General features: G+C 70.6%; 16 protein-coding genes. 7 read left to right on the top strand and 9 right to left on the bottom strand.

All coding sequences use genetic code 11. From position 1 onward, the window contains the following. The first annotated feature begins 20 nt into the window (after positions 1-20). Positions 21-176, top strand: a complete 156-nt coding sequence (locus tag ASC87_RS30645) for a DUF3096 domain-containing protein (RefSeq protein ID WP_082568487.1) — start codon at positions 21-23, stop codon at positions 174-176. On the opposite strand, the gene ASC87_RS08340 is transcribed toward ASC87_RS30645, so the two are convergent. The 6 genes from ASC87_RS08340 to ASC87_RS08315 all read right to left on the bottom strand — a co-directional run bounded on the left by ASC87_RS08340 (position 170) and on the right by ASC87_RS08315 (position 5,419). Further along, positions 170-1,384 carry a YbfB/YjiJ family MFS transporter gene (locus ASC87_RS08340; RefSeq protein WP_235582106.1) on the bottom strand — a complete coding sequence of 405 codons (1,215 nt, stop codon included), beginning with the start codon at positions 1,382-1,384 and terminating at the stop codon, positions 170-172. The genes ASC87_RS30645 and ASC87_RS08340 overlap by 7 nt on opposite strands. 10 nt (positions 1,385-1,394) lie before the next feature. Next, complete coding sequence (gene alkB, locus ASC87_RS08335) at positions 1,395-2,030, bottom strand: DNA oxidative demethylase AlkB (RefSeq protein ID WP_056659503.1); 636 nt, start codon at positions 2,028-2,030, stop codon at positions 1,395-1,397. Continuing rightward, the gene (locus ASC87_RS08330) at positions 2,027-2,722 is read right to left on the bottom strand and encodes a 2OG-Fe(II) oxygenase (RefSeq protein ID WP_056659501.1); all 696 of its coding nucleotides are present in this window, start codon (positions 2,720-2,722) and stop codon (positions 2,027-2,029) included. Before ASC87_RS08330 ends, alkB begins: the two co-directional genes overlap by 4 nt. Then, positions 2,719-3,780, bottom strand: a complete 1,062-nt coding sequence (gene ada / locus ASC87_RS08325; protein ID WP_056659499.1) for a bifunctional DNA-binding transcriptional regulator/O6-methylguanine-DNA methyltransferase Ada — start codon at positions 3,778-3,780, stop codon at positions 2,719-2,721. The genes ASC87_RS08330 and ada overlap by 4 nt, the downstream gene beginning before the upstream one ends. Before the next feature lie 82 nt (positions 3,781-3,862). Further along, entirely contained in the window at positions 3,863-4,486 is a 624-nt protein-coding gene (locus tag ASC87_RS08320; protein WP_056659498.1) for a LysE family translocator, read from the bottom strand. 36 nt (positions 4,487-4,522) lie between these two features. Next, on the bottom strand, positions 4,523-5,419 hold the full coding sequence (locus ASC87_RS08315; protein ID WP_056659497.1) for a hypothetical protein: 897 nt from the start codon (positions 5,417-5,419) through the stop codon (positions 4,523-4,525). A gap of 106 nt (positions 5,420-5,525) precedes the next feature. On the opposite strand from ASC87_RS08315, the gene ASC87_RS08310 reads away from it, so the two are divergent. Genes ASC87_RS08310 through ASC87_RS08300 form a run of 3 tightly spaced genes read left to right on the top strand, consistent with a single transcriptional unit; the run spans position 5,526 to position 10,481 of the window. Further along, positions 5,526-7,226 (top strand): Hsp70 family protein, encoded by a 1,701-nt coding sequence (locus ASC87_RS08310; protein ID WP_056659496.1) that lies wholly within the window; start codon positions 5,526-5,528, stop codon positions 7,224-7,226. Positions 7,227-7,233: 7 nt separating this feature from the next. Then, on the top strand, positions 7,234-8,850 hold the full coding sequence (locus ASC87_RS08305; protein WP_056659494.1) for a hypothetical protein: 1,617 nt from the start codon (positions 7,234-7,236) through the stop codon (positions 8,848-8,850). Continuing rightward, positions 8,847-10,481, top strand: a complete 1,635-nt coding sequence (locus ASC87_RS08300; RefSeq protein ID WP_056659492.1) for a hypothetical protein — start codon at positions 8,847-8,849, stop codon at positions 10,479-10,481. The genes ASC87_RS08305 and ASC87_RS08300 overlap by 4 nt, the downstream gene beginning before the upstream one ends. A gap of 12 nt (positions 10,482-10,493) precedes the next feature. Here ASC87_RS08300 and zwf read toward each other — a convergent pair whose 3' ends face one another. From zwf to edd, 3 genes are read right to left on the bottom strand one after another with little or no spacing between them, the layout of a single operon-like run. Continuing rightward, positions 10,494-11,960 (bottom strand): glucose-6-phosphate dehydrogenase, encoded by a 1,467-nt coding sequence (zwf, locus tag ASC87_RS08295; RefSeq protein WP_056659490.1) that lies wholly within the window; start codon positions 11,958-11,960, stop codon positions 10,494-10,496. 30 nt (positions 11,961-11,990) lie between these two features. Next, positions 11,991-12,611, bottom strand: a complete 621-nt coding sequence (gene eda / locus ASC87_RS08290; RefSeq protein ID WP_056659488.1) for a bifunctional 4-hydroxy-2-oxoglutarate aldolase/2-dehydro-3-deoxy-phosphogluconate aldolase — start codon at positions 12,609-12,611, stop codon at positions 11,991-11,993. Next, positions 12,598-14,454, bottom strand: coding sequence for a phosphogluconate dehydratase (gene edd, locus ASC87_RS08285; protein WP_056659486.1), 1,857 nt, complete (start codon positions 14,452-14,454; stop codon positions 12,598-12,600). Before edd ends, eda begins: the two co-directional genes overlap by 14 nt. A 181-nt stretch (positions 14,455-14,635) precedes the next feature. Between edd and pgl the strand changes: the two genes are divergently transcribed. The 3 genes from pgl to ASC87_RS08270 all read left to right on the top strand — a co-directional run bounded on the left by pgl (position 14,636) and on the right by ASC87_RS08270 (position 17,185). Then, entirely contained in the window at positions 14,636-15,355 is a 720-nt protein-coding gene (gene pgl, locus ASC87_RS08280; protein WP_056659484.1) for a 6-phosphogluconolactonase, read from the top strand. 15 nt (positions 15,356-15,370) lie between these two features. After that, positions 15,371-16,258 (top strand): transcriptional regulator HexR, encoded by an 888-nt coding sequence (hexR, locus tag ASC87_RS08275; RefSeq protein ID WP_056659482.1) that lies wholly within the window; start codon positions 15,371-15,373, stop codon positions 16,256-16,258. 222 nt (positions 16,259-16,480) lie between these two features. Further along, a complete protein-coding gene (locus tag ASC87_RS08270) occupies positions 16,481-17,185 on the top strand; it encodes a TetR/AcrR family transcriptional regulator (RefSeq protein WP_056659480.1) in 705 nt (234 codons plus the stop codon). Positions 17,186-17,195: the final 10 nt, after the last annotated feature.

Below are 17,195 nucleotides of genomic sequence, written 5' to 3'. Positions count from 1 at the left end.
TTGTCTTTCGAGGATCGACCTTGAACATCCACCTGTCGCTCACCCCGCTGATCTCGCTGCTCGCCGGCATCCTGATCCTGGTCATGCCCAAACTGCTGAACTTCATCGTCGCGATCTACCTGATCGCCATCGGCGTGATCGGCCTGCTGGGCCTCGGCTCCATCCGCCTTCACTGAACCGCTGGCCGGGGCCACACCCGCGCCAGCACGAGGTGGATCACGGCGCCCAGCACCAGCGACGCCGCGGCCGCTTCGAGCGCCCGCGCAAAGCCCGCCGCGCGCGAAGCACTGCCGTGCACCAGCCAGGCTGCCAGCGGCGGCCCGGCGATCTGGCCCAGGCCGTACACCGCGGTGCACAGCCCCATCAGCCCGGCCGGCGCCACCGGTGACAGCCGGCGAGCCTCCTGCATCCCGAAGAAGCTGATCGCGGTGAACGGCAGCCCCACCAGCAGGCTGCCCACGGCAAAGCTCGCGAGGCCCGGCACCCACACACCGAGCACCACGCCCACGGCCTGCACCACGTAGCACCCGGCCAGCGCGTCGCGGAAGTCGACGCGGCGCGGCAGGCGCGTGGCAGCCAAGGCCCCCGCCATCACTCCCACGCCCAGGATGGGCCAGAACAGGCCGAGCCAGAACGACGGCGGCAAGGTCTCGCGTGCGATCACCGGCAGGAACGTGGCCGTGATGATGTAGCCGAACCCCGAGAGGCCGTAGGCCAGCACGAACCACAGCTTCTCCGCCGTGAACCGCCCGGCGGCGGCCGGAGCGGCCGTGCGGTGGTCGGCCGCTCCCCGCACCGTGGGCCACACCACTGCGGTCAACACGGCGGCCAGCGCGGCGAACACGGCCCAGCCCACCGCGGCCGAACCGCCGGCCAGCACCATCGCGCTCACCAGCAGGCCGCTCACGGCAATGCCCGCACCCGGGCCCATGTAGATCACCCCCGTCTTCGACGGCGACCCCATCGCGGTCAACCGGCCAAGGCACCAGCCCGACGTGTAGACGAACACCACCGCACTGCCCACACCGGCGAGGAACCGCAGCAGCGGCCACAGGGCGGGCACCGGCAGCGCCATGCCGAGCGTGAGCAGCACCGTGGCCGCGAGGCCCCCGCGCACGCAGCGCGCCGCATCGAGCGGCGGCCGGCCCCACCGCGCCCACAGCAGCGGTTGCGCCGAGCACATCAGCGCCCCGAGCAGGTAGCCGATGTAGTTGGCCGTGGCGAGCCACGTGGCACCCGGCAGGTCCACCACCCCTTCGGCCAGCATCACCGGCAGCAATGGCGTGAACGCGAACCGGCCGATGCCCATCGCCACCGCCAGCGAAAACAGGCCGGCGAGGGCCACCGTGGTGGTCGAGGGGGAACGGTCGTGGGGGATTTGCACCCGCAGGATGCTACCCGGCCTTCCGGAACGTCAGGTTGATGCGTTGCGCGCCCAGCAGCGGGTGGTCACCCGCCGCCAGCGGCGCGACACCGTGGTACACGAGCCGCGACGGGCCACCCCACACCACCACGTCGCCATGCGCGAGCGCGAGGCGGCGCGGGCGATCCGCGCGGCTCAGGCCGCCGAACAGGAACACCGCGGGCAGGCCCAGCGACACCGAAACAATGGGCGCGCCGAAGTCGGCCTCGTCGCGGTCCTGGTGCAACGAGAGCCGTGTGCCGGGCGCGTAGCGGTTGACGAGGCAGGCATCGGGCACGAACCCCGGGAAACCTGCGCGCGCGGCGGCGTCCAGCGCCAGCGTGCGGAATGCCTCGGGCAGGGCGGGCCATGGCGCGCCACTCAGCGGGTCCGCCGCCTGGTACCGGTACCCGCGCCGGTCGGACACCCAGCCAAGCGGACCGCAGTTGGTCATCGCCACGCCCATCTCGAGCCCCCCCGGGGTCACCATGTGGCGCAGCGGTGCGCCGGCGATCACCGCCCGGGCCGCGTCGACCAGCGCTGGCGCCACCTCCCGCGCGAAACCGCGCAGCAGCACGGCCCCCGGCGCGAGCGGCTGGTCGGTGCCGTCGAAGAGGTCACCGGTCATGCCGCGTCGTGGAAGATGAGGCCCACGGTGTGCCGGTGCCCGGAGCGCACCTCGCTCACGCCATGGCGCAGCTGCACGCGGTACGGCCCCCGGGTGCCCTGCACGGGCCGGTGGTGCACGGCCATCACCACGGCGTCACCCTGCCCCAGCGGCACCACCATGGGCCGCGACTGCATCCGCGGCCGCTGCTCGGTCATCACGAACTCGCCGCCGGTGAAGTCGGTGCCGGGCGCCGATAGCAGCACCGCCACCTGCAGCGGAAACACGTGCTCGCCGTACAGGTCCTGGTGCAGGCAGTTGTAGTCGCCCGCGCCGTACTGGAGCAGCAGCGGCGTAGGCCGCACCTGCCCGGCGGCGTGGCACCGTTCGAGGAACGTGGTGTGGTCGGCCGGGTACGACACGGCCACGCCCATCGTGTGGTTCCACCGGTTGGCGATGGACTGCAACCGTGCATACAGCACCGGCCGCAGCGACGCCAGCGGCTCGGGCAGCGGGTACGCGAAGTACTGGTACTCCCCGCGCCCGAACCCGTGGCGTTCCATCACGACGCGGCTGCGGAACCGGTTGCGGTCGGGGTACATCGCGGCCAGCGCCTCGCACTGCGCCACGTCCAGCAGGCCCGGGAGCACCGCCTGCCCCTGCGCGTCGAGGTCGTGCTCGACACGCGCCCAGTCGATGGACGGCAAGGTCATCGATCGCCCTCTTCGCGTGCCAGCAGCGCCGCCTTGCGGTCGACACCCCAGCGGTAGCCCGACAGGCTGCCATCGCTGCGCACGACCCGGTGGCACGGCACCGCCACCGCGAGCGTGTTGGCGGCACACGCCGACGCCACGGCCCGCACCGCGGTGGGGGCGCCCAGGCGGCGCGCAAGCTCGGCGTAGCTGACGGTGGTGCCCGGCGGGATCTCGCGCAGCGCCTGCCATACCCGCCGCTGGAACGCGGTGCCCCGGATGTCGAGTGGCAGCTCGGCCCCCGCCCCGGGGCGTTCGACGAGCCCCACGACACGGGCCACCTGCAGCTCGAACGCCGCGTCCGCGCCCTGCAGTTCGGCCTGCGGAAACCGGTCCTGCAGGTCGCGCAGCAGCACGGCGGGATCGTCGCCCAGTGCGATGGCACACAGCCCCACGTCGGTGGCCGCCACCAGCAGCGCGCCGAGCGAACATTGGGCCAGGGCGAAGCGGATGGCCGTGTCGGCGCCACCCTGCCGGTAGGTCCGCGGCGCCATGCCCAGCGCCTGTGGCGCCTCGTCGTAGAACCGGGCGCTGGAGGCATAGCCCGCGTCGTACAGCGCGCCGGTCACGGTGCGTGCCTGGGCCAGCGTCTCGCGCAGCCGGCCGGTGCGGTGGGCCCGGGCATACGCCTTGGGCGTGATGCCGGTGACGGCCTTGAACACGCGGTGGAAGTGGTGCGGGCTCAAGCCCGCCACCTCGGCCAACGCATCGAGGCCCGGCTCGTTTTCACTGGTTTCGATGAGGCGGCACGCCCGGGTCACCTGCCCGGCCTGCTGTTCGGCCCGCGTGGGGCCGTCGGGCCGGCACCGTTTGCACGGCCGGAAGCCCGCCTGCACCGCGGCTTCGGCGGTGGTGTGGAATGTGACGTTCTCGCGCCGTGGCAGCCGCGCACCGCACGACGGGCGGCAGAACACGCCGGTGGTGGCAACGCCGTAGAAGAACCGGCCGTCCTGCGACCCGTCGCGCGCCGCGACGGCGGCCCACAGGGCGTCGTCGGTGGGAGGAAGATCTCGTTTCATGGGCACCTCGTCAATCTAGCGGAGTGCCCATCGTGCCGGGAGGGGGCCTGCCGATCACCCCGACTCTTGCGATTGAATTCGGTCAGCGCTGGGAGATGGCCAGGCGCGCGGCCAGCCCGAGGAACACCGTGCCGGCGCCCCAGTTGAGCACCCGCTGTGCCCGGGTCGAACGCTGCAGCGCCTGCCCGAACGTGGCGGCAAACACCGCGATGGCACCGAACGTCAGCAGCGTGGCCACCATGAAGGCCGCGCCCAGCCACAGCACCTGCAGCGCGGTGCCGCCCTGCGTGCGGTCCACGAACTGCGGCAGGAAGGCCAGGAAGAAGATGGTGACCTTCGGGTTGCTGAGGTTCATCACCACGCCCCGCAGGTACATGCGCCCGAAGCTGGCCGGTTCGGCCTGCGCCGACAGCGGCCCCACCGGTGCGCGGAACGCCTGCCACGCGAGCCACACGAGGTAGGCCGCGCCCGCGAGCTTGAGCACGGTGAACGCGGTTTCAGATGCGGCCACGATCGCGGCCAGGCCCAACGCCACCGCCGCCGTGTGCACCAGCAGGCCGGAACACAAGCCGAGCACCACGCTCAGCCCGGCCTTGCGGCCGTTGAGCGCAGACTGGAACAGCACGAAGACGTTGTCCGGGCCGGGGCTCAGGCACAACAGCACGGAAACGCCGAAGAATGCAGCAAGGGTGTCGAGGGCGGGCATGGGGGCGGGCTCACGAAAAAGCGACCCGCCATCATCTCACCCCCGACGCGTCAGCACCCCGGCCTGGTACAGCACCTCATGCGACGGCACCCAGATCGACGCATGGGGCGTGGCGAGGATGCGCCGCACGAATGCCGGCGTCAACCCCGCCCGCAGGTAGATGGCGGCCTCGCGGCGGTCGGGCGGTTCGTCGGGGTCGCCGCCGCCGATGGCGCGGCCGCGGTGGAAGCCGAGCTTGGCGCCGGGTGCCATGGTGCGGTCGTTGCCGGCAAGGAACACCAGCGTGCACGATGAATGGCACTCGGTCTCGATGCGCGTGCGCAGGCCGTAGCGGCGCACCACCTCGGCCATGCGTTCACCTTCGCGCAACCAGCCACCGGGGGATTCGAGCCGCACGGTGGTGACCTTCGGCGCGTTGGCGATGGCGCGGTCGAGCGCCGCCGCGGCCGACTCGTTGACCCCGCCGGTGAACGCCACCACCTGCCCGCCGTCGATGAGTTCGATGTGGAAGTCTCCCGCGGGCTGGCGCCCCATCGCGGTGGCCCAGTGTTCCGTGATGAACGGGCGCATGTGCGCGGCCTCGCGCACGGTGCTGACGGACGCCGCGGTGAGCGACAGCATCGCGAGCACGGCCCACAGCTTGCTGCCACGTCCCATCAGGTGCCGGAACGACGCCATCCACGTGCCGGCGAGCGCCCACAGCCACACCGCCACCACCCCTACCTCGAACACGATGACCCCGATCGACAGGTAGCGCAGCCCGTAGCGTTCACCGAGGCGGCCGAGCAGCATGCCACCCGCCACGGTGACGAGCCCGCCGAGCAGCACCGTGTGCACCCAGTACGAGCGGCCTAGCGAGTATTCCCCCATCAGGTGCCGGAGCACGAAACCGGGCCCGGAGGCCTCGTGGCGCGGTGGGTGTGTCGTGGTCATGGTGCGCCTCCTGCGGAACAACTCTAGCGGAGACAGGACAGGCTGCGCACCACCTGCATGGGCGGGCTGTTATCCTGCCGCGCGACATCGACAACCCCGCGTGCACATGATCATCGGCATTGACCTCGGAACGACCAACAGCCTGGTCGGTGTGTTCAAGGACGGGCAGCCCCAGCTGATCCGCAACGCGCTGGGCGACTTCGCCACGCCGTCGGCCGTGAGCCTCGACGACGAAGGCCACCTGCTGGTAGGCAATGCCGCCCGCGAACGGACCTCCACCCATCCTGACCGCACCGTCCAGGCGTTCAAGCGCTGGATGGGCACCGACCACCGCATCACGCTCGGCCCCCGCACCTTCCGCGCGGAGGAGCTGTCGGCGCTGGTGCTGCAATCGCTGAAGGCCGACGCCGAGGCGTTCCTCGGTGAACCCGTCACCGAAGCCGTCATCACCGTACCCGCATACTTCAACGAAGCCCAGCGGCGGGCCACGCGCACCGCCGGTGAACTGGCCGGGCTGAAGGTGGAACGGCTGCTGAACGAACCCACGGCAGCGGGCCTCGCCTACGGCCTGCAGGAACGTGCCGAACACACCGCCTTCCTCGTGTTCGACCTGGGCGGCGGCACGTTCGACGTGTCGGTGCTGGAGTACTTCGAAGGGGTGGTGGAGGTGCGGGCGAGCGCCGGCGACACCCGCCTCGGTGGCGAAGACTTCCTGCACGCGCTGGCCCGGCTGTTCACCGAACGTTGCACCACGCTGCCGGCGCCCGCCCGCGAGGCCCTGCTGCGCGGCGGCCTCGGGTGGCGCGCCATCGAGCAGGCCAAGCGCGACCTGAGCGACAAGGACTCGGCCACGATGTCGCTGCAGCATGACGGTGTGGTGCACACCTGCCCGGTCACGCGCGCCGACTTCGAGGCGGCATGCGAACCGCTGCTGCAGCGGCTCAGGCGCCCCATCGAGCGCGCGCTGAACGACGCCCAGATCGACGCACAGGCCCTCGGCGAAGTGGTGCTCGTGGGCGGCGCCTCGCGCATGCCCATGGTGCGGCACCTCACCACACGCCTGTTCCAGCGCCTGCCGCTGCGCACCATCGACCCCGACCTGGCCATCGCCCACGGTGCGGCCATCCAGGCAGGCCTCAAGGCGCGCGACGCCGCCCTGGACGAGGTGGTGCTCACCGACGTGATGCCCTACTCGCTCGGCGTGGTGGTCAACGAGCGCGTGGGCAGCCGCGTGGTCGAGGACCGCTTCTCCCCGATCATCGAGCGCAACACCCCCGTGCCCGTGTCGCGCATGCAGACCTACTGGACGATGCAGGACGGTCAGTCGCTCGTGCGCCTCGACATCCGCCAGGGCGAGTCGCCCGTCGCGTCGGACAACCTGCACCTCGGCAAGCTCGACGTGCCGGTGTCACCCGGGCCCGCCGGCAGCGTGTCGGTCGCGGTCCGGTTCACCTACGACCACAACGGCCTGCTCGAGGTGGACGTCCGCGAGTCGGGCACCGGCAAGACGGCCCACACCCTCGTGCGCAACAGCGCCACCGAGATGTCGGACGCCGAGGTCGAGGCGGCACTGGCCCAGTTGCGCCTGCTCAAGCGCCACCCGCGCGACCAGGAGGAGAACCGGTACCTGCTGGAACGCGCGAAACGCCTGTACGAGGACCGCCTGGGCGAGGAGCGCACCGCGATCCAGTCGTGGATGAACCAGTTCGAGACCGCGCTGGACACCCAGGACGAACGCATCGTGCGCACGTCGCGCCGCGGGTTCAAGGACGCCCTCGACAGCATAGACAGCGGCTTCCGCTTCTAGCGCAGCCATGGACGACTGGCAGTGCGTGGGCCTCGACGGCCCATCGCGGGACCCCATGGCCATCAAGCGGGCGTACGCAAGGCGCCTGCGCTTGACCCGCCCGGACGACGATCCCGAGGGCTACCAGGCGCTCCGGGAGGCCTATGACCGCCTGCTGGCAGCCACGAAACAGGCGGCGCACGATCTCCCATCTCCCTGCGTGCACCCGGTGGCCGAGGCCAAGGCCAAGGCCGAGCCCCTGCCGCCGGCCCCGGCCATCGAGATCGCCCCCACCGACCTCCCGCCGCGATCGGGGCCGTCACCGCAGCACCTGTGTGCCCAGTTCGTCACCTGGTTCCAGACGCGGGGTCCGGCCGCCACCGAAATCGCATTGCCCGAGCTGATGAACGAACTGCACGCGCTGCCATTGCAGGCGCAGGACGAGGCGTCCGTCCGCTTCGCCGATGCCGTGATCGCCCACCGGGACCTGCCGGTGGCCGTGCAGGTGGCCTTGCGCGACCACTTCGGCTGGTTGGGCGACTACCGCGCCGCCCGCCTGCTCGGACCCGATCGCGCCGATGCACTCACCTTCACGCTGGCGGACCTGGTTGCCCCCGAGACCGACCCCGCGGTGCTCGAGCGGTTCACCGACCTGAAGACCGTGGACCGGCTGGTCAAGCGAGGCCACCGCGCCCGCGCGCGCCTGTTCGCCACGTTCGCCGACGAGGCCGTACGGCAGCAGCTGGCCACGGTGGAGTCACTGACCGAAGGGGCGCTGCACGGCCAGCTCGGCCAGCCCGGCCGGAGCCTGCTCGCCGCCCTCGACATGACCCCGCAGGACCAGGCCCAGGTGGCCTCCGCCCTCGGCCTGTCGCGCACGCTCCGGATGGTCTTGCTGGCCGGCGTGATCGCGGCGGCCATGCGCTTCGAGGACATCGACCTGGTGCTGGCGGTGTTCTGTAGCGGCATGTTCATGGGGGTGGGCGCGTTGGTCGTGTCGGGCGTGGCCTGGTTCGCCCGGGAAGCGGTGCACTGGCGCCGGCAGTTGGCGGCCGGTGCGAGCAGCCGGTTCCTGCACCGGCTCACCCGAGGCCACCTCGGCGGGGCACCCAACGTGGGGCTCTTGCTGATGGCGGCGGGTGCCGCCGCGTTCTGGGCCCAGGCGGGCCACGACGCACCGGGGTGGCTCGTGGTGGCCTTCAGCCTCACGGTGGCCGGATCGGTGCTCGCGGTCCCGGACGACGTCGACGCGACGCTGGTCGGCCTGGGCGCCCTCGGCTACCTGGCGCTCGTGCTCCGGGGCTTGCCTGCGGCGCACGCCGTGCTGCTGGCCGCGTGGCTGTTCAGCGGCATCCCGCTGCTGTCCAACGGGCGGTTCCAGAAACTGGTGGACAGCGGGTTGACCCCGCCCCGCGCGCTGGCCGCCGCCGTGGTCGGCATCCCCGTGGCGGTGGCGTGGCTGGCCTCGTGGTGGGGCTACCGCCTGATCCTGTGGAGCATGCTCGTGGCCGCGGTGGCGCAGATGCGCCCGTTGCCGGTGAACGTGGCGCCCCCGATGCTGCTGCTGATCTGCATCTCGGTAGCGTTCTACGCCCGCAGCGGCGCGTTGGCGGCCGGGCGCTGGCTCGTGGAGCGGTCCCGATGAACGACTGGCAGCGCGTGGGCCTCGACGGCCCCACCTCGGACGTCATCGCGATCAAGCGGGCCTACGCGCTCACGCTTCGCACCACGCGGCCGGATGACGATGCGGCGGCGTACCAAGCCTTGCGCGAGGCGTTCGACCGGCTGTTGCAGGCGGCCCGTCGCGCGGTGCATCCCGATGGCGATGCCGCTGTCGTTGTTGCCGAACCAGCGAAGCCAGCCGCCCCGAGGCCCGAGGTGGAACCGGCATTGCCCACCTGGGTCCCGCCCGAAGCGCTGTGTGCCCACGTCGTGCTCACCGTCCGCGACCACGGAGAGGCAGCAGCGATCGCACTGCTGCCAGACCTCACCCGCCAACTGAACCTGCTCCCGCTGCGAGCGCAGCAGGAAGCGTCAGTTCGGTTCGCCGACGTCGCCATCCAGGTCAACGAGATCCCGGTGCGCCTGGTCATGGCCTGGCGCGACCATTTCGGGTGGGCGGACCGCGACTTCCGCCTCGAGCGCCTGATGGGTCGTCCGCGCATGGAGGCCCTGGCCCGCGCGCTGTCCAACCTCAACGAGCCGGTGACGGATCCGGCCTTCCTGGCACAGTTCGACGAGGTGATGCGCCTGCACCGGGTCATCAGGTCGGGCGACTGGATGCGGGCCCTGCTGGTCGGGGCCCTGCGGGACGAGGTGATCCGCGCCCAATGGACGCTACTCGAAACCATGCTCCGGATGCCCGAGCAGCAGCGCCCACCCGCCACGGCGGGGCGCGACCTGCTGGGCGGCCTCGGCATCAGCCGCGTCGACCACCGGCGAGTGCACGAAGCGCTGTCCGGCGGCCGAGCGATGCGGGCGATGGCCTTGTTGGCCGCCTTGGTGGCGGCCGCGCTGCTTCAAGGCTCGCCGATCCTCCTGGCCATCTTCACTGCGGCCTCGGCGATGACGATGGGCGCGGTGGCCGTGCTGGGCGCGGCGTCCGTCCTGGGTGCCGCCCAGCGGTTCCGGGCATCAACCGAATCGGCGGTGGACAAGTGGCGCACCTTCGCACGACCGTCGCGCCCTCGCCGCAGCGCTGCCTGGGGCGCAGGGATCCTGCTTCTGTGTGCGGCCGGCATGGCCGCGTCGGGTCCGCTCGAGGTCGATGCGCTGTACTGGGGCTCGGCCGCACTCGCGTTGCTCGGCGTGGTCCTGGCCCTGCCGGACACGATCGAGGAAGGCCTGGTAGCGACGGGTTTCCTGGCCTACGCGTACCTGATCAGCGGCGGCCTGCCAGTGCCAGCCATGGTGCTGCTCGTCGCATGGGTGTTGGCCGGCTCGCGCCTGTGGCGGCGTGGCACGTTCCTGCGCTGGCTGGACACCCTGGCCAGCGAGCGTCGGCGTGCGGCACCCTGGCGGGCCGTGCGGTCGTTCGCGGCGGCCACAGTGGTCGCTGTGCCGGTGGCCGTGGCCTGGGTCACCCAGCGCCTGGGCGATCGGCTGGCCCTGTGGTGCATGCTGGTGGCGTTCCTACTGCAGTTGCGCATGCCCACGGCGTTGTTGCCGATGGGCGGGCGATTGCTGCTGCTGCCGGCATGCCTCGCGGCAGGCTGGGGCGCGCGGGCGCTGGCGGCCCGCCTTGGGGATTGGCTCGCCGCGCGCTGGGCCGCCTGAAGCGGCCCGCGATCACTCGTTCCAGGTGTGCCCGAACCGCTCGGGCAGGCCGATGGCGGCACTCGGCCCCCACGAACCGGAACCATACCCACGCGGCTTCTGACCGGTCTGCCGCCAGCCTTCGACGATGCCGTCGATCCACTTCCATGCGGCCTCGACCTCGTCGCGGCGCACAAACAGCGACGGATTGCCGGCGAGCACGTCGAGCAGCATGCGCTCGTAGGCGATGCGGCGGCGGGTGCCGGTGAACTTGTCGCCGAGCGACAGGTTCAGGCCCACCTGCCCCAGCTGCATGTCGTTGCGGCCCGGCAGCTTGTGCATCAGGCTGAGCGTGATCATCTCTTCGGGCTGCAGCTTGATCATCAGCACGTTGGGCTGCAGCGTGGCACCGATGCCGGAGAAGATGTTGTACGGCGCCGATTTGAAGTGGATGACGATCTCGCTCGAGCGGCGCTGCATGCGCTTGCCGGTGCGCAGGTAGAACGGCACGCCGGCCCAGCGCCAATTGTCGATCTCGGCGCGCAGCGCCACGAAGGTTTCGGTGTCGCTGGTCTTGTTGGCGCCGGTTTCCTCGCGGTAGCCCGGCACGGACTCGCCACCGGCGAACCCTTCGGCGTACTGCCCGGTGACGGTGTGCGTGCCCACGTTGGCCGCGGTGATGGGCCGCAGCGACCACAGCACCTTGACCTTCTCGTTGCGCACGGCCGATGGCGTGAAACTCGCCGGCGGTTCCATGGCCACCAGGCACAGCAGCTGCAACAGGTGGTTCTGCACCATGTCGCGCAGCGCGCCCACGCCGTCGTAGTAACCCCAGCGGCCTTCCACGCCCACGGTCTCGGCCACGGTGATCTGCACCTGCTCGATGGCGTTGGCGTTCCACAGCGGCTCGAAGATGGCGTTGGCGAAGCGCAGCGCCAGCAGGTTCTGCACCGCTTCCTTGCCGAGGTAGTGGTCGATGCGGAACACCTGGGGTTCGGTGAAGGCCGACGCGATGGCCTCGTTGACCACCTTGGCGCTGGCCTCGTCGGTGCCGATGGGCTTTTCGACGACCACGCGGCTGTCGGGGTGCACGCCCCAGCCGCCCAGCGTGCGGCAGATCGGGCCGAACATGTGCGGCGACGTGGACAGGTAGAAGATGGTGCCACCCGGGTGCGGCGCCAGCGCGTCGCGCAGCGGCTGCATGCCACCATCGGTGGACGCGTCGATCGACACGTAGCTCACCCGTGCCACGAAACTCTCGAACTTGGCCTCGTCGAACATGGCCGCGTTGGCCGAGCCGAGCACCGACTTGCGCACGAGTTCGGCGAACTTCGCCGGCTCGTACTTCGAGTGGGCCGCGCCGATCAGCGCGAACGATTCGGGCAGCAGCCCGTCATGGTGCAGCGCGTACAGCGACGGCCACAGCATGCGGCGCGCGAGATCGCCGGTGGCGCCGAACAGCACCAGGCTGCGGCAGGGGGTGGCGTGGTGGTCGAACATGGTGGTGTCGGGCCGTCCGTGGGTCAGGTGTCAGCGCAGTGCCGCGGCATCGCGGGCCAGGGTTTCGATGGCCGCCCAGTCGCCGTTGGCGATCAGCGCCGACGGGGTGAGCCACGAGCCACCCACGCAGACGACGTTTTTCAGCGCCAGCAGCGCGGGGGCGGACTGCAGTGTGACACCACCGGTGGGGCAAAAGCGAGCATGCGGGAATGGGCCGCCCAGCGCCTTGAGCATCTCCAGCCCGCCGGCCTGGGCCGCCGGGAAGAGTTTCATCGTGTGGAAGCCGGCGTCGATCGCGTTGATCACGTCGGACGGGGTCATCACGCCGGGCACGAACGGCAACGGCGACGCGGCGGCGGCACGCAGCAGCGCGGCCGATGCACCGGGGCTCACGCCGAACGCAGCGCCGGCCTCGATGGATTCCTCCAGGTCGGCCGGGGTCACGATGGTGCCCACGCCCACCACGGCTTCGGGCACCTCGGCCTTGATGGCACGCACGCAGTCGAGTGCCACCGGCGTGCGCAGCGTGACTTCGAGCAGGCGGATGCCTCCGCGCACCAGCGCACGGGCGAGCGGCACGGCGTCGGCCAGGCGGTCGAGGGCGATCACCGGCATCACCGGCGACAGGGCGAGGATTTCACGCGTTTTCATCGATCGTTTCCTTGGTGGTGACGGGTGCCCAACCGAACGTGGTGGCCCCTTCTTCGGCGGTGCCGGCCGCGGCCCGCGCCGCGGTGAACATCTCGCGGCCCATGCCACGCTGCACGCCGGCCGGGGCCGGCGCGAGCGGACGCGCCGCCCATTCGCCCGCCGGCACGTGCACCGCGAGCACGCCATGGTCGGCGTCGAGCAGCACGATGTCGCCATCGCGCACCTTGCCGATCGGCCCCTGGCCCAGCGCCTCGGGGGTGATGTGGATGGCGGCGGGCACCTTGCCCGACGCGCCGGACATGCGGCCGTCGGTGACCAGCGCCACCGCCAGCCCCTTGTCCTGCAAGTTGGCGAGCGCGGGGGTCAACTGGTGCAACTCGGGCATGCCGTTGGCCTGCGGGCCCTGGAACCGCAGCACCGCGACGAAGCTGCGGTCGAGTTCGCCGGCCTTGTAGCGCTTCAGGAATTCGTCCTGGCTCGCGAACACGACGGCCGGCGCCTCGACACGGCGGTGTTCGGGCTTGACGGCGGACACCTTGATCACCGCGCGGCCGAGGTTGCCGCTCAGCATGCGCAGGCCGCTGTCGGCGCTGAACGGGTCGGCCACCGGGCGCAGCACGCTGGTGTCGATGCTCGCGGCCGGTGCGGCGCGCCACGTGATCTTGCCGTCGTCGGGCAGCACCGGTTCCTCGGCATAGCGGGCAAGGCCCGGGCCCGCCACGGTGCTCACGTCGGCGTGCAGCAGGCCTTCGGCCAGCATGTTGCCGATCAGCGTGCCCATGCCGCCGGAGGCATGGAAGTGGTTGATGTCGGCGTTGCCGTTCGGGTAGATGCGTGTCAGCAGCGGGATGGCTTGCGACAGCGTGTCGAAGTCGCTCCAGTCGATCAGGATGCCGGCCGCCCGGGCGATGGCGACCAGGTGGATCGTGTGGTTCGTGGAGCCCCCGGTGGCCAGCAGCGCGACGATCGCGTTGACGATGGTGCGCTCGTCCACCACCTGGGCGATCGGCGTGTACTCGCTGCCCTGCGCGGTGAGCGACGCCACGCGCACGGCGGCGGCTTCGGTCAGCGCGGCACGCAGCGGGGTGTTGGGCGGCACGAAGGCGGCACCCGGCAGGTGCAGGCCCATCACCTCCATCAGCAACTGGTTGCTGTTGGCGGTGCCGTAGAACGTGCAGGTGCCGGCGCCGTGGTACGCGCGGCTTTCCGCTTCGAGCAGCGCGGCGCGGTCTACCTGGCCCTTGGCGTGCAGCTGGCGGATCTTCGCCTTTTCGTCGTTGCCGAGGCCCGTCAGCATGGGGCCCGCGGGCACGAACACCACCGGCAGGTGGCCGAAGTGCAGCGCACCGATCAAGAGGCCCGGCACGATCTTGTCGCACACCCCCAGGCACATGGCCGCATCGAACACGCCGTGCGACAGCGCCACGGCGGTGGACATGGCGATGACGTCGCGCGAGAACAGCGACAGTTCCATGCCGGGTTGCCCCTGCGTGACACCGTCGCACATCGCGGGCACGCCGCCGGCCACCTGGCCGACGGCGCCGGCGCCGTGCAGGGCGCGCTTGATCAGCGCGGGATAGTCCGCATAAGGCTGGTGGGCCGACAGCATGTCGTTGTACGACGTGACGACGGCCACGTTCGGCCGGTGGGCCTCACGCAACACCAGCTTTTCATGCGAGGGGTGGGCAGCCATGGCGTGCGCGAGGTTCGTGCACGAGATGGCGCCTCGGGCCACACCAGCCAGACGGCTGGCGGCCACGGTATCGAGGTAATCGGCGCGGGTGGTTGTGCTGCGGGCACGGACACGGTCGGTGACACGCGCAACCACGGGATGAAGAGGCATGGATCGGGGGTCGAACTGAATCGACTTCTGAGTGATACTTGCGAACTTGTAGGAATGCTACACGTTCTTCGAAGCGATTTCCAGCCTCGATCATCCGTATTGACCCGATGAACGCTGCAATCACACTGCAGCTCGCGCCCACGAGGCGCCAATTCTGTAGATTAACTACCGAGCACCCTCGATGACCACGCCCTCCCTCCGCGAACCGGAACTCCACACATTCGAAAACCCGCTGCAGGCCGCGCAGACGCTCGCGCACGACGTGGCCCAGCGGCTCACCGCCGCATTGCAGGCGCGCGGCCGCGCCACGCTCGCCGTCTCTGGCGGCCGCAGCCCCGGCCTGCTGTTCGATGAACTCTCGCGGTCGCGCCTCGACTGGGCCAACGTCACGATCACCCTCGTGGACGAACGCTGGGTCGACCCGGCCACCGGCGACAGCAACGAGCGCCTCGTGCGCGACCGCCTGCTGACCCGCCACGCCGCGGCCGCCACGTTCGTGCCGCTGAAAACCCGCACCGACCACCCGGCCGAAGCCGTCGCGGAGCGCAACCGGGCCCTGGAGACGGTGCTGGCCGGTGCCGACGTCATCGTGCTGGGCATGGGCGAAGACGGCCATACCGCATCGCTGTTCCCGAAGGCCGCCGGCCTGGCCGCCGCGCTCGACCCGGCAGCCACCCCGTCGCTGGCCGCCATCGACCCGCCGGTGGCCCCGCACGCGCGCCTGGGCATGAACCTGGCTGCATTGCTGGCCGCAGCCAACGTGGCATTGCTTGTGCAAGGCACCCAGAAGGCCGCCATGCTGTCGGGCGAAGCCCGCTCCAGCCGAACCGCGTCACCACTGCCCATCGACCACCTGCTCCAGCACCGCACGCGACCGCTTAGGATGTACTGGAGCCCCTGACCTTTCCCCGTTCCGATGCCCCGCACCCCGAAGCCCCCTGAACCGCCCGCCGCCACGGCCACGCTGCTGCAACGCATCGAGGCCGCGCGTGCGCAGTTGCGGCCGTCCGAGCGGCTCGCGGCCGACTACGTGCTGCAGCACCCGAACGAGGCCATCGACCTGTCGTTTGCCGAACTGGCGCACCGCGCCGGCGTGAGCCAGCCCACCATCGCGCGTTTCTGCACCGCGCTGGGGTTCAGCGGGCTGCGGGAATTCAAGCTCCGGCTCGCGAAGAGCCTGGCCACCGGCCTGCCCTACATCCACCACGACGTGAATGCGCAGGACTCCAGCGCGGAGGTGGGCGCCAAGGTGTTCGACCGGGCCATCGCGGCACTGGTCACGGTGCGCAACCACCTCGACCCGTCATCGCTCACGCGATCGGTCGAGGCGCTGTCGGCGGCGCACCGCATCGAGTTCTACGGCGTGGGCAACTCGGGCATCGTGGCCCTCGACGCCCAGCACAAGTTCTTCCGCCTCGGCGTGCCCACGGCGGCACACTCGGACACCCACGTGCAGGCCATGTCGGCGTCAATGCTGAAACCCGGCGACGTGCTGGTGGCCATCTCGGGCAGCGGCCGCACGCGCGACGTGATCCGCAGCGTGGAGATCGCCCGCGAAGCGGGTGCCACCGCCATCGGCATCACCGTGCCGGGCTCGCCACTGGCCCAGGCGTGCGACATCTCGCTGAACGTGGACGTGCCGGAAGACCCCGACGTCTACGCCCCGATGACCTCGCGCCTGGCCCACCTCGCGGTACTGGACGTGCTGGCAGTGTCGGTGGCCCTGGCCCGCGGCCCCGAGCTCGTGGCGCAGCTGCGCCGCTCGAAGGCGGTGCTGCAGGAAAAGCGCACGCCGGAGTCGTGACCGCCGGCCTGCGTGCCGACGGGAGAGGCGCTGCACTGCACGAAGCGCAGTCACAACCCGTTCATCGATGTACGGTCGTACAGATTCGTCGCCCTTTCGGCAAGCGACTCGTGATCGGGAAAGCCCTAGTCTTGAATTGTACAGTCGTACAAGACAATTGGTACGTTCGTACAAGATTACGCAATCGGCGGATGACGCGGTTGTCAGACAGGAGTTTTAGACATGACCGAGAAAGCAAGGGTCGCGAGTGCGAAGCGGTCGCCCCGTTCGAGCAGCCCAACCGAAGCGGACACCGATCTCGCACCAAACCGCCGGCGCAATATCCTGCTTGCCGCGGAACGCCTGTTTGCCTCCAAAGGCTTCCACGGCGTCTCGATCCGGGACATCGCTGACGAGGCGGGCGTGCCGCTGGCACTCGTCGGCTACTACTTCGGCCCCAAGGCCGAGCTCTACCAGCAGATCTACCGCGAACGCTCCGGCTACATCCAGGCGCGGCTCGCCGCCTTGGCAAAGGCACAGGAAGAAGCCGCTCCGGGCCAGCTTCTGGATGAGATCGTCAAGGCGTTTGTGCTCCCGGTGTTGACCGTGGCCGCCAGCGAGGACGGGCGCCACTTCCTGCGCCTCATGGCCCGCGGCATGAATGAGCAACTGGAAGAAGACGAGACCGTGATCCGCGATCTCTTCGACCCCCTGGCCCACGCGTTCATCAATGCACTGATGGCCGCCTCGCCGCGGGCCAGCCGCGGCACGGTGGCGTACTGCTACCAGTTCGCACTCGGCGCCCTGCTCCTGCACGTAACCGATCGCCGGATCGAGCGGCTATCCCTGGGCGAGAACGTCGCCGGAGACCCAAAGCGCTCGGGGCCGATTCTCGTGCGATTCATTGCCGCAGGCATCCGCGCCGCCTGCAGCGCATCCACACACTGAGGCATCACGT

Source organism: Rhizobacter sp. Root1221 (genome assembly GCF_001425785.1).
Lineage (GTDB): Bacteria > Pseudomonadota > Gammaproteobacteria > Burkholderiales > Burkholderiaceae_C > Rhizobacter.
Note: the sequence above shows the minus strand (reverse complement) of the source record. Positions and strands in the feature narration are given on the sequence as shown.

What these genes read in the sequence shown, in the direction of transcription:
- hexR (WP_056659482.1), top strand. Translation starts at nt 15,371, where the DNA reads ATGCCCCGCACCCCGAAGCCCCCTGAACCGCCCGCCGCCACGGCCACG.
- alkB (WP_056659503.1), bottom strand. Translation starts at nt 2,030, where the DNA reads ATGACCGGTGACCTCTTCGACGGCACCGACCAGCCGCTCGCGCCGGGG.
- ASC87_RS08330 (WP_056659501.1), bottom strand. Translation starts at nt 2,722, where the DNA reads ATGACCTTGCCGTCCATCGACTGGGCGCGTGTCGAGCACGACCTCGAC.
- zwf (WP_056659490.1), bottom strand. Translation starts at nt 11,960, where the DNA reads ATGTTCGACCACCACGCCACCCCCTGCCGCAGCCTGGTGCTGTTCGGC.
- ASC87_RS08310 (WP_056659496.1), top strand. Translation starts at nt 5,526, where the DNA reads ATGATCATCGGCATTGACCTCGGAACGACCAACAGCCTGGTCGGTGTG.
- ASC87_RS08270 (WP_056659480.1), top strand. Translation starts at nt 16,481, where the DNA reads ATGACCGAGAAAGCAAGGGTCGCGAGTGCGAAGCGGTCGCCCCGTTCG.
- ada (WP_056659499.1), bottom strand. Translation starts at nt 3,780, where the DNA reads ATGAAACGAGATCTTCCTCCCACCGACGACGCCCTGTGGGCCGCCGTC.
- pgl (WP_056659484.1), top strand. Translation starts at nt 14,636, where the DNA reads ATGACCACGCCCTCCCTCCGCGAACCGGAACTCCACACATTCGAAAAC.
- eda (WP_056659488.1), bottom strand. Translation starts at nt 12,611, where the DNA reads ATGAAAACGCGTGAAATCCTCGCCCTGTCGCCGGTGATGCCGGTGATC.
- edd (WP_056659486.1), bottom strand. Translation starts at nt 14,454, where the DNA reads ATGCCTCTTCATCCCGTGGTTGCGCGTGTCACCGACCGTGTCCGTGCC.
- ASC87_RS08305 (WP_056659494.1), top strand. Translation starts at nt 7,234, where the DNA reads ATGGACGACTGGCAGTGCGTGGGCCTCGACGGCCCATCGCGGGACCCC.
- ASC87_RS08300 (WP_056659492.1), top strand. Translation starts at nt 8,847, where the DNA reads ATGAACGACTGGCAGCGCGTGGGCCTCGACGGCCCCACCTCGGACGTC.
- ASC87_RS08320 (WP_056659498.1), bottom strand. Translation starts at nt 4,486, where the DNA reads ATGCCCGCCCTCGACACCCTTGCTGCATTCTTCGGCGTTTCCGTGCTG.
- ASC87_RS08315 (WP_056659497.1), bottom strand. Translation starts at nt 5,419, where the DNA reads ATGACCACGACACACCCACCGCGCCACGAGGCCTCCGGGCCCGGTTTC.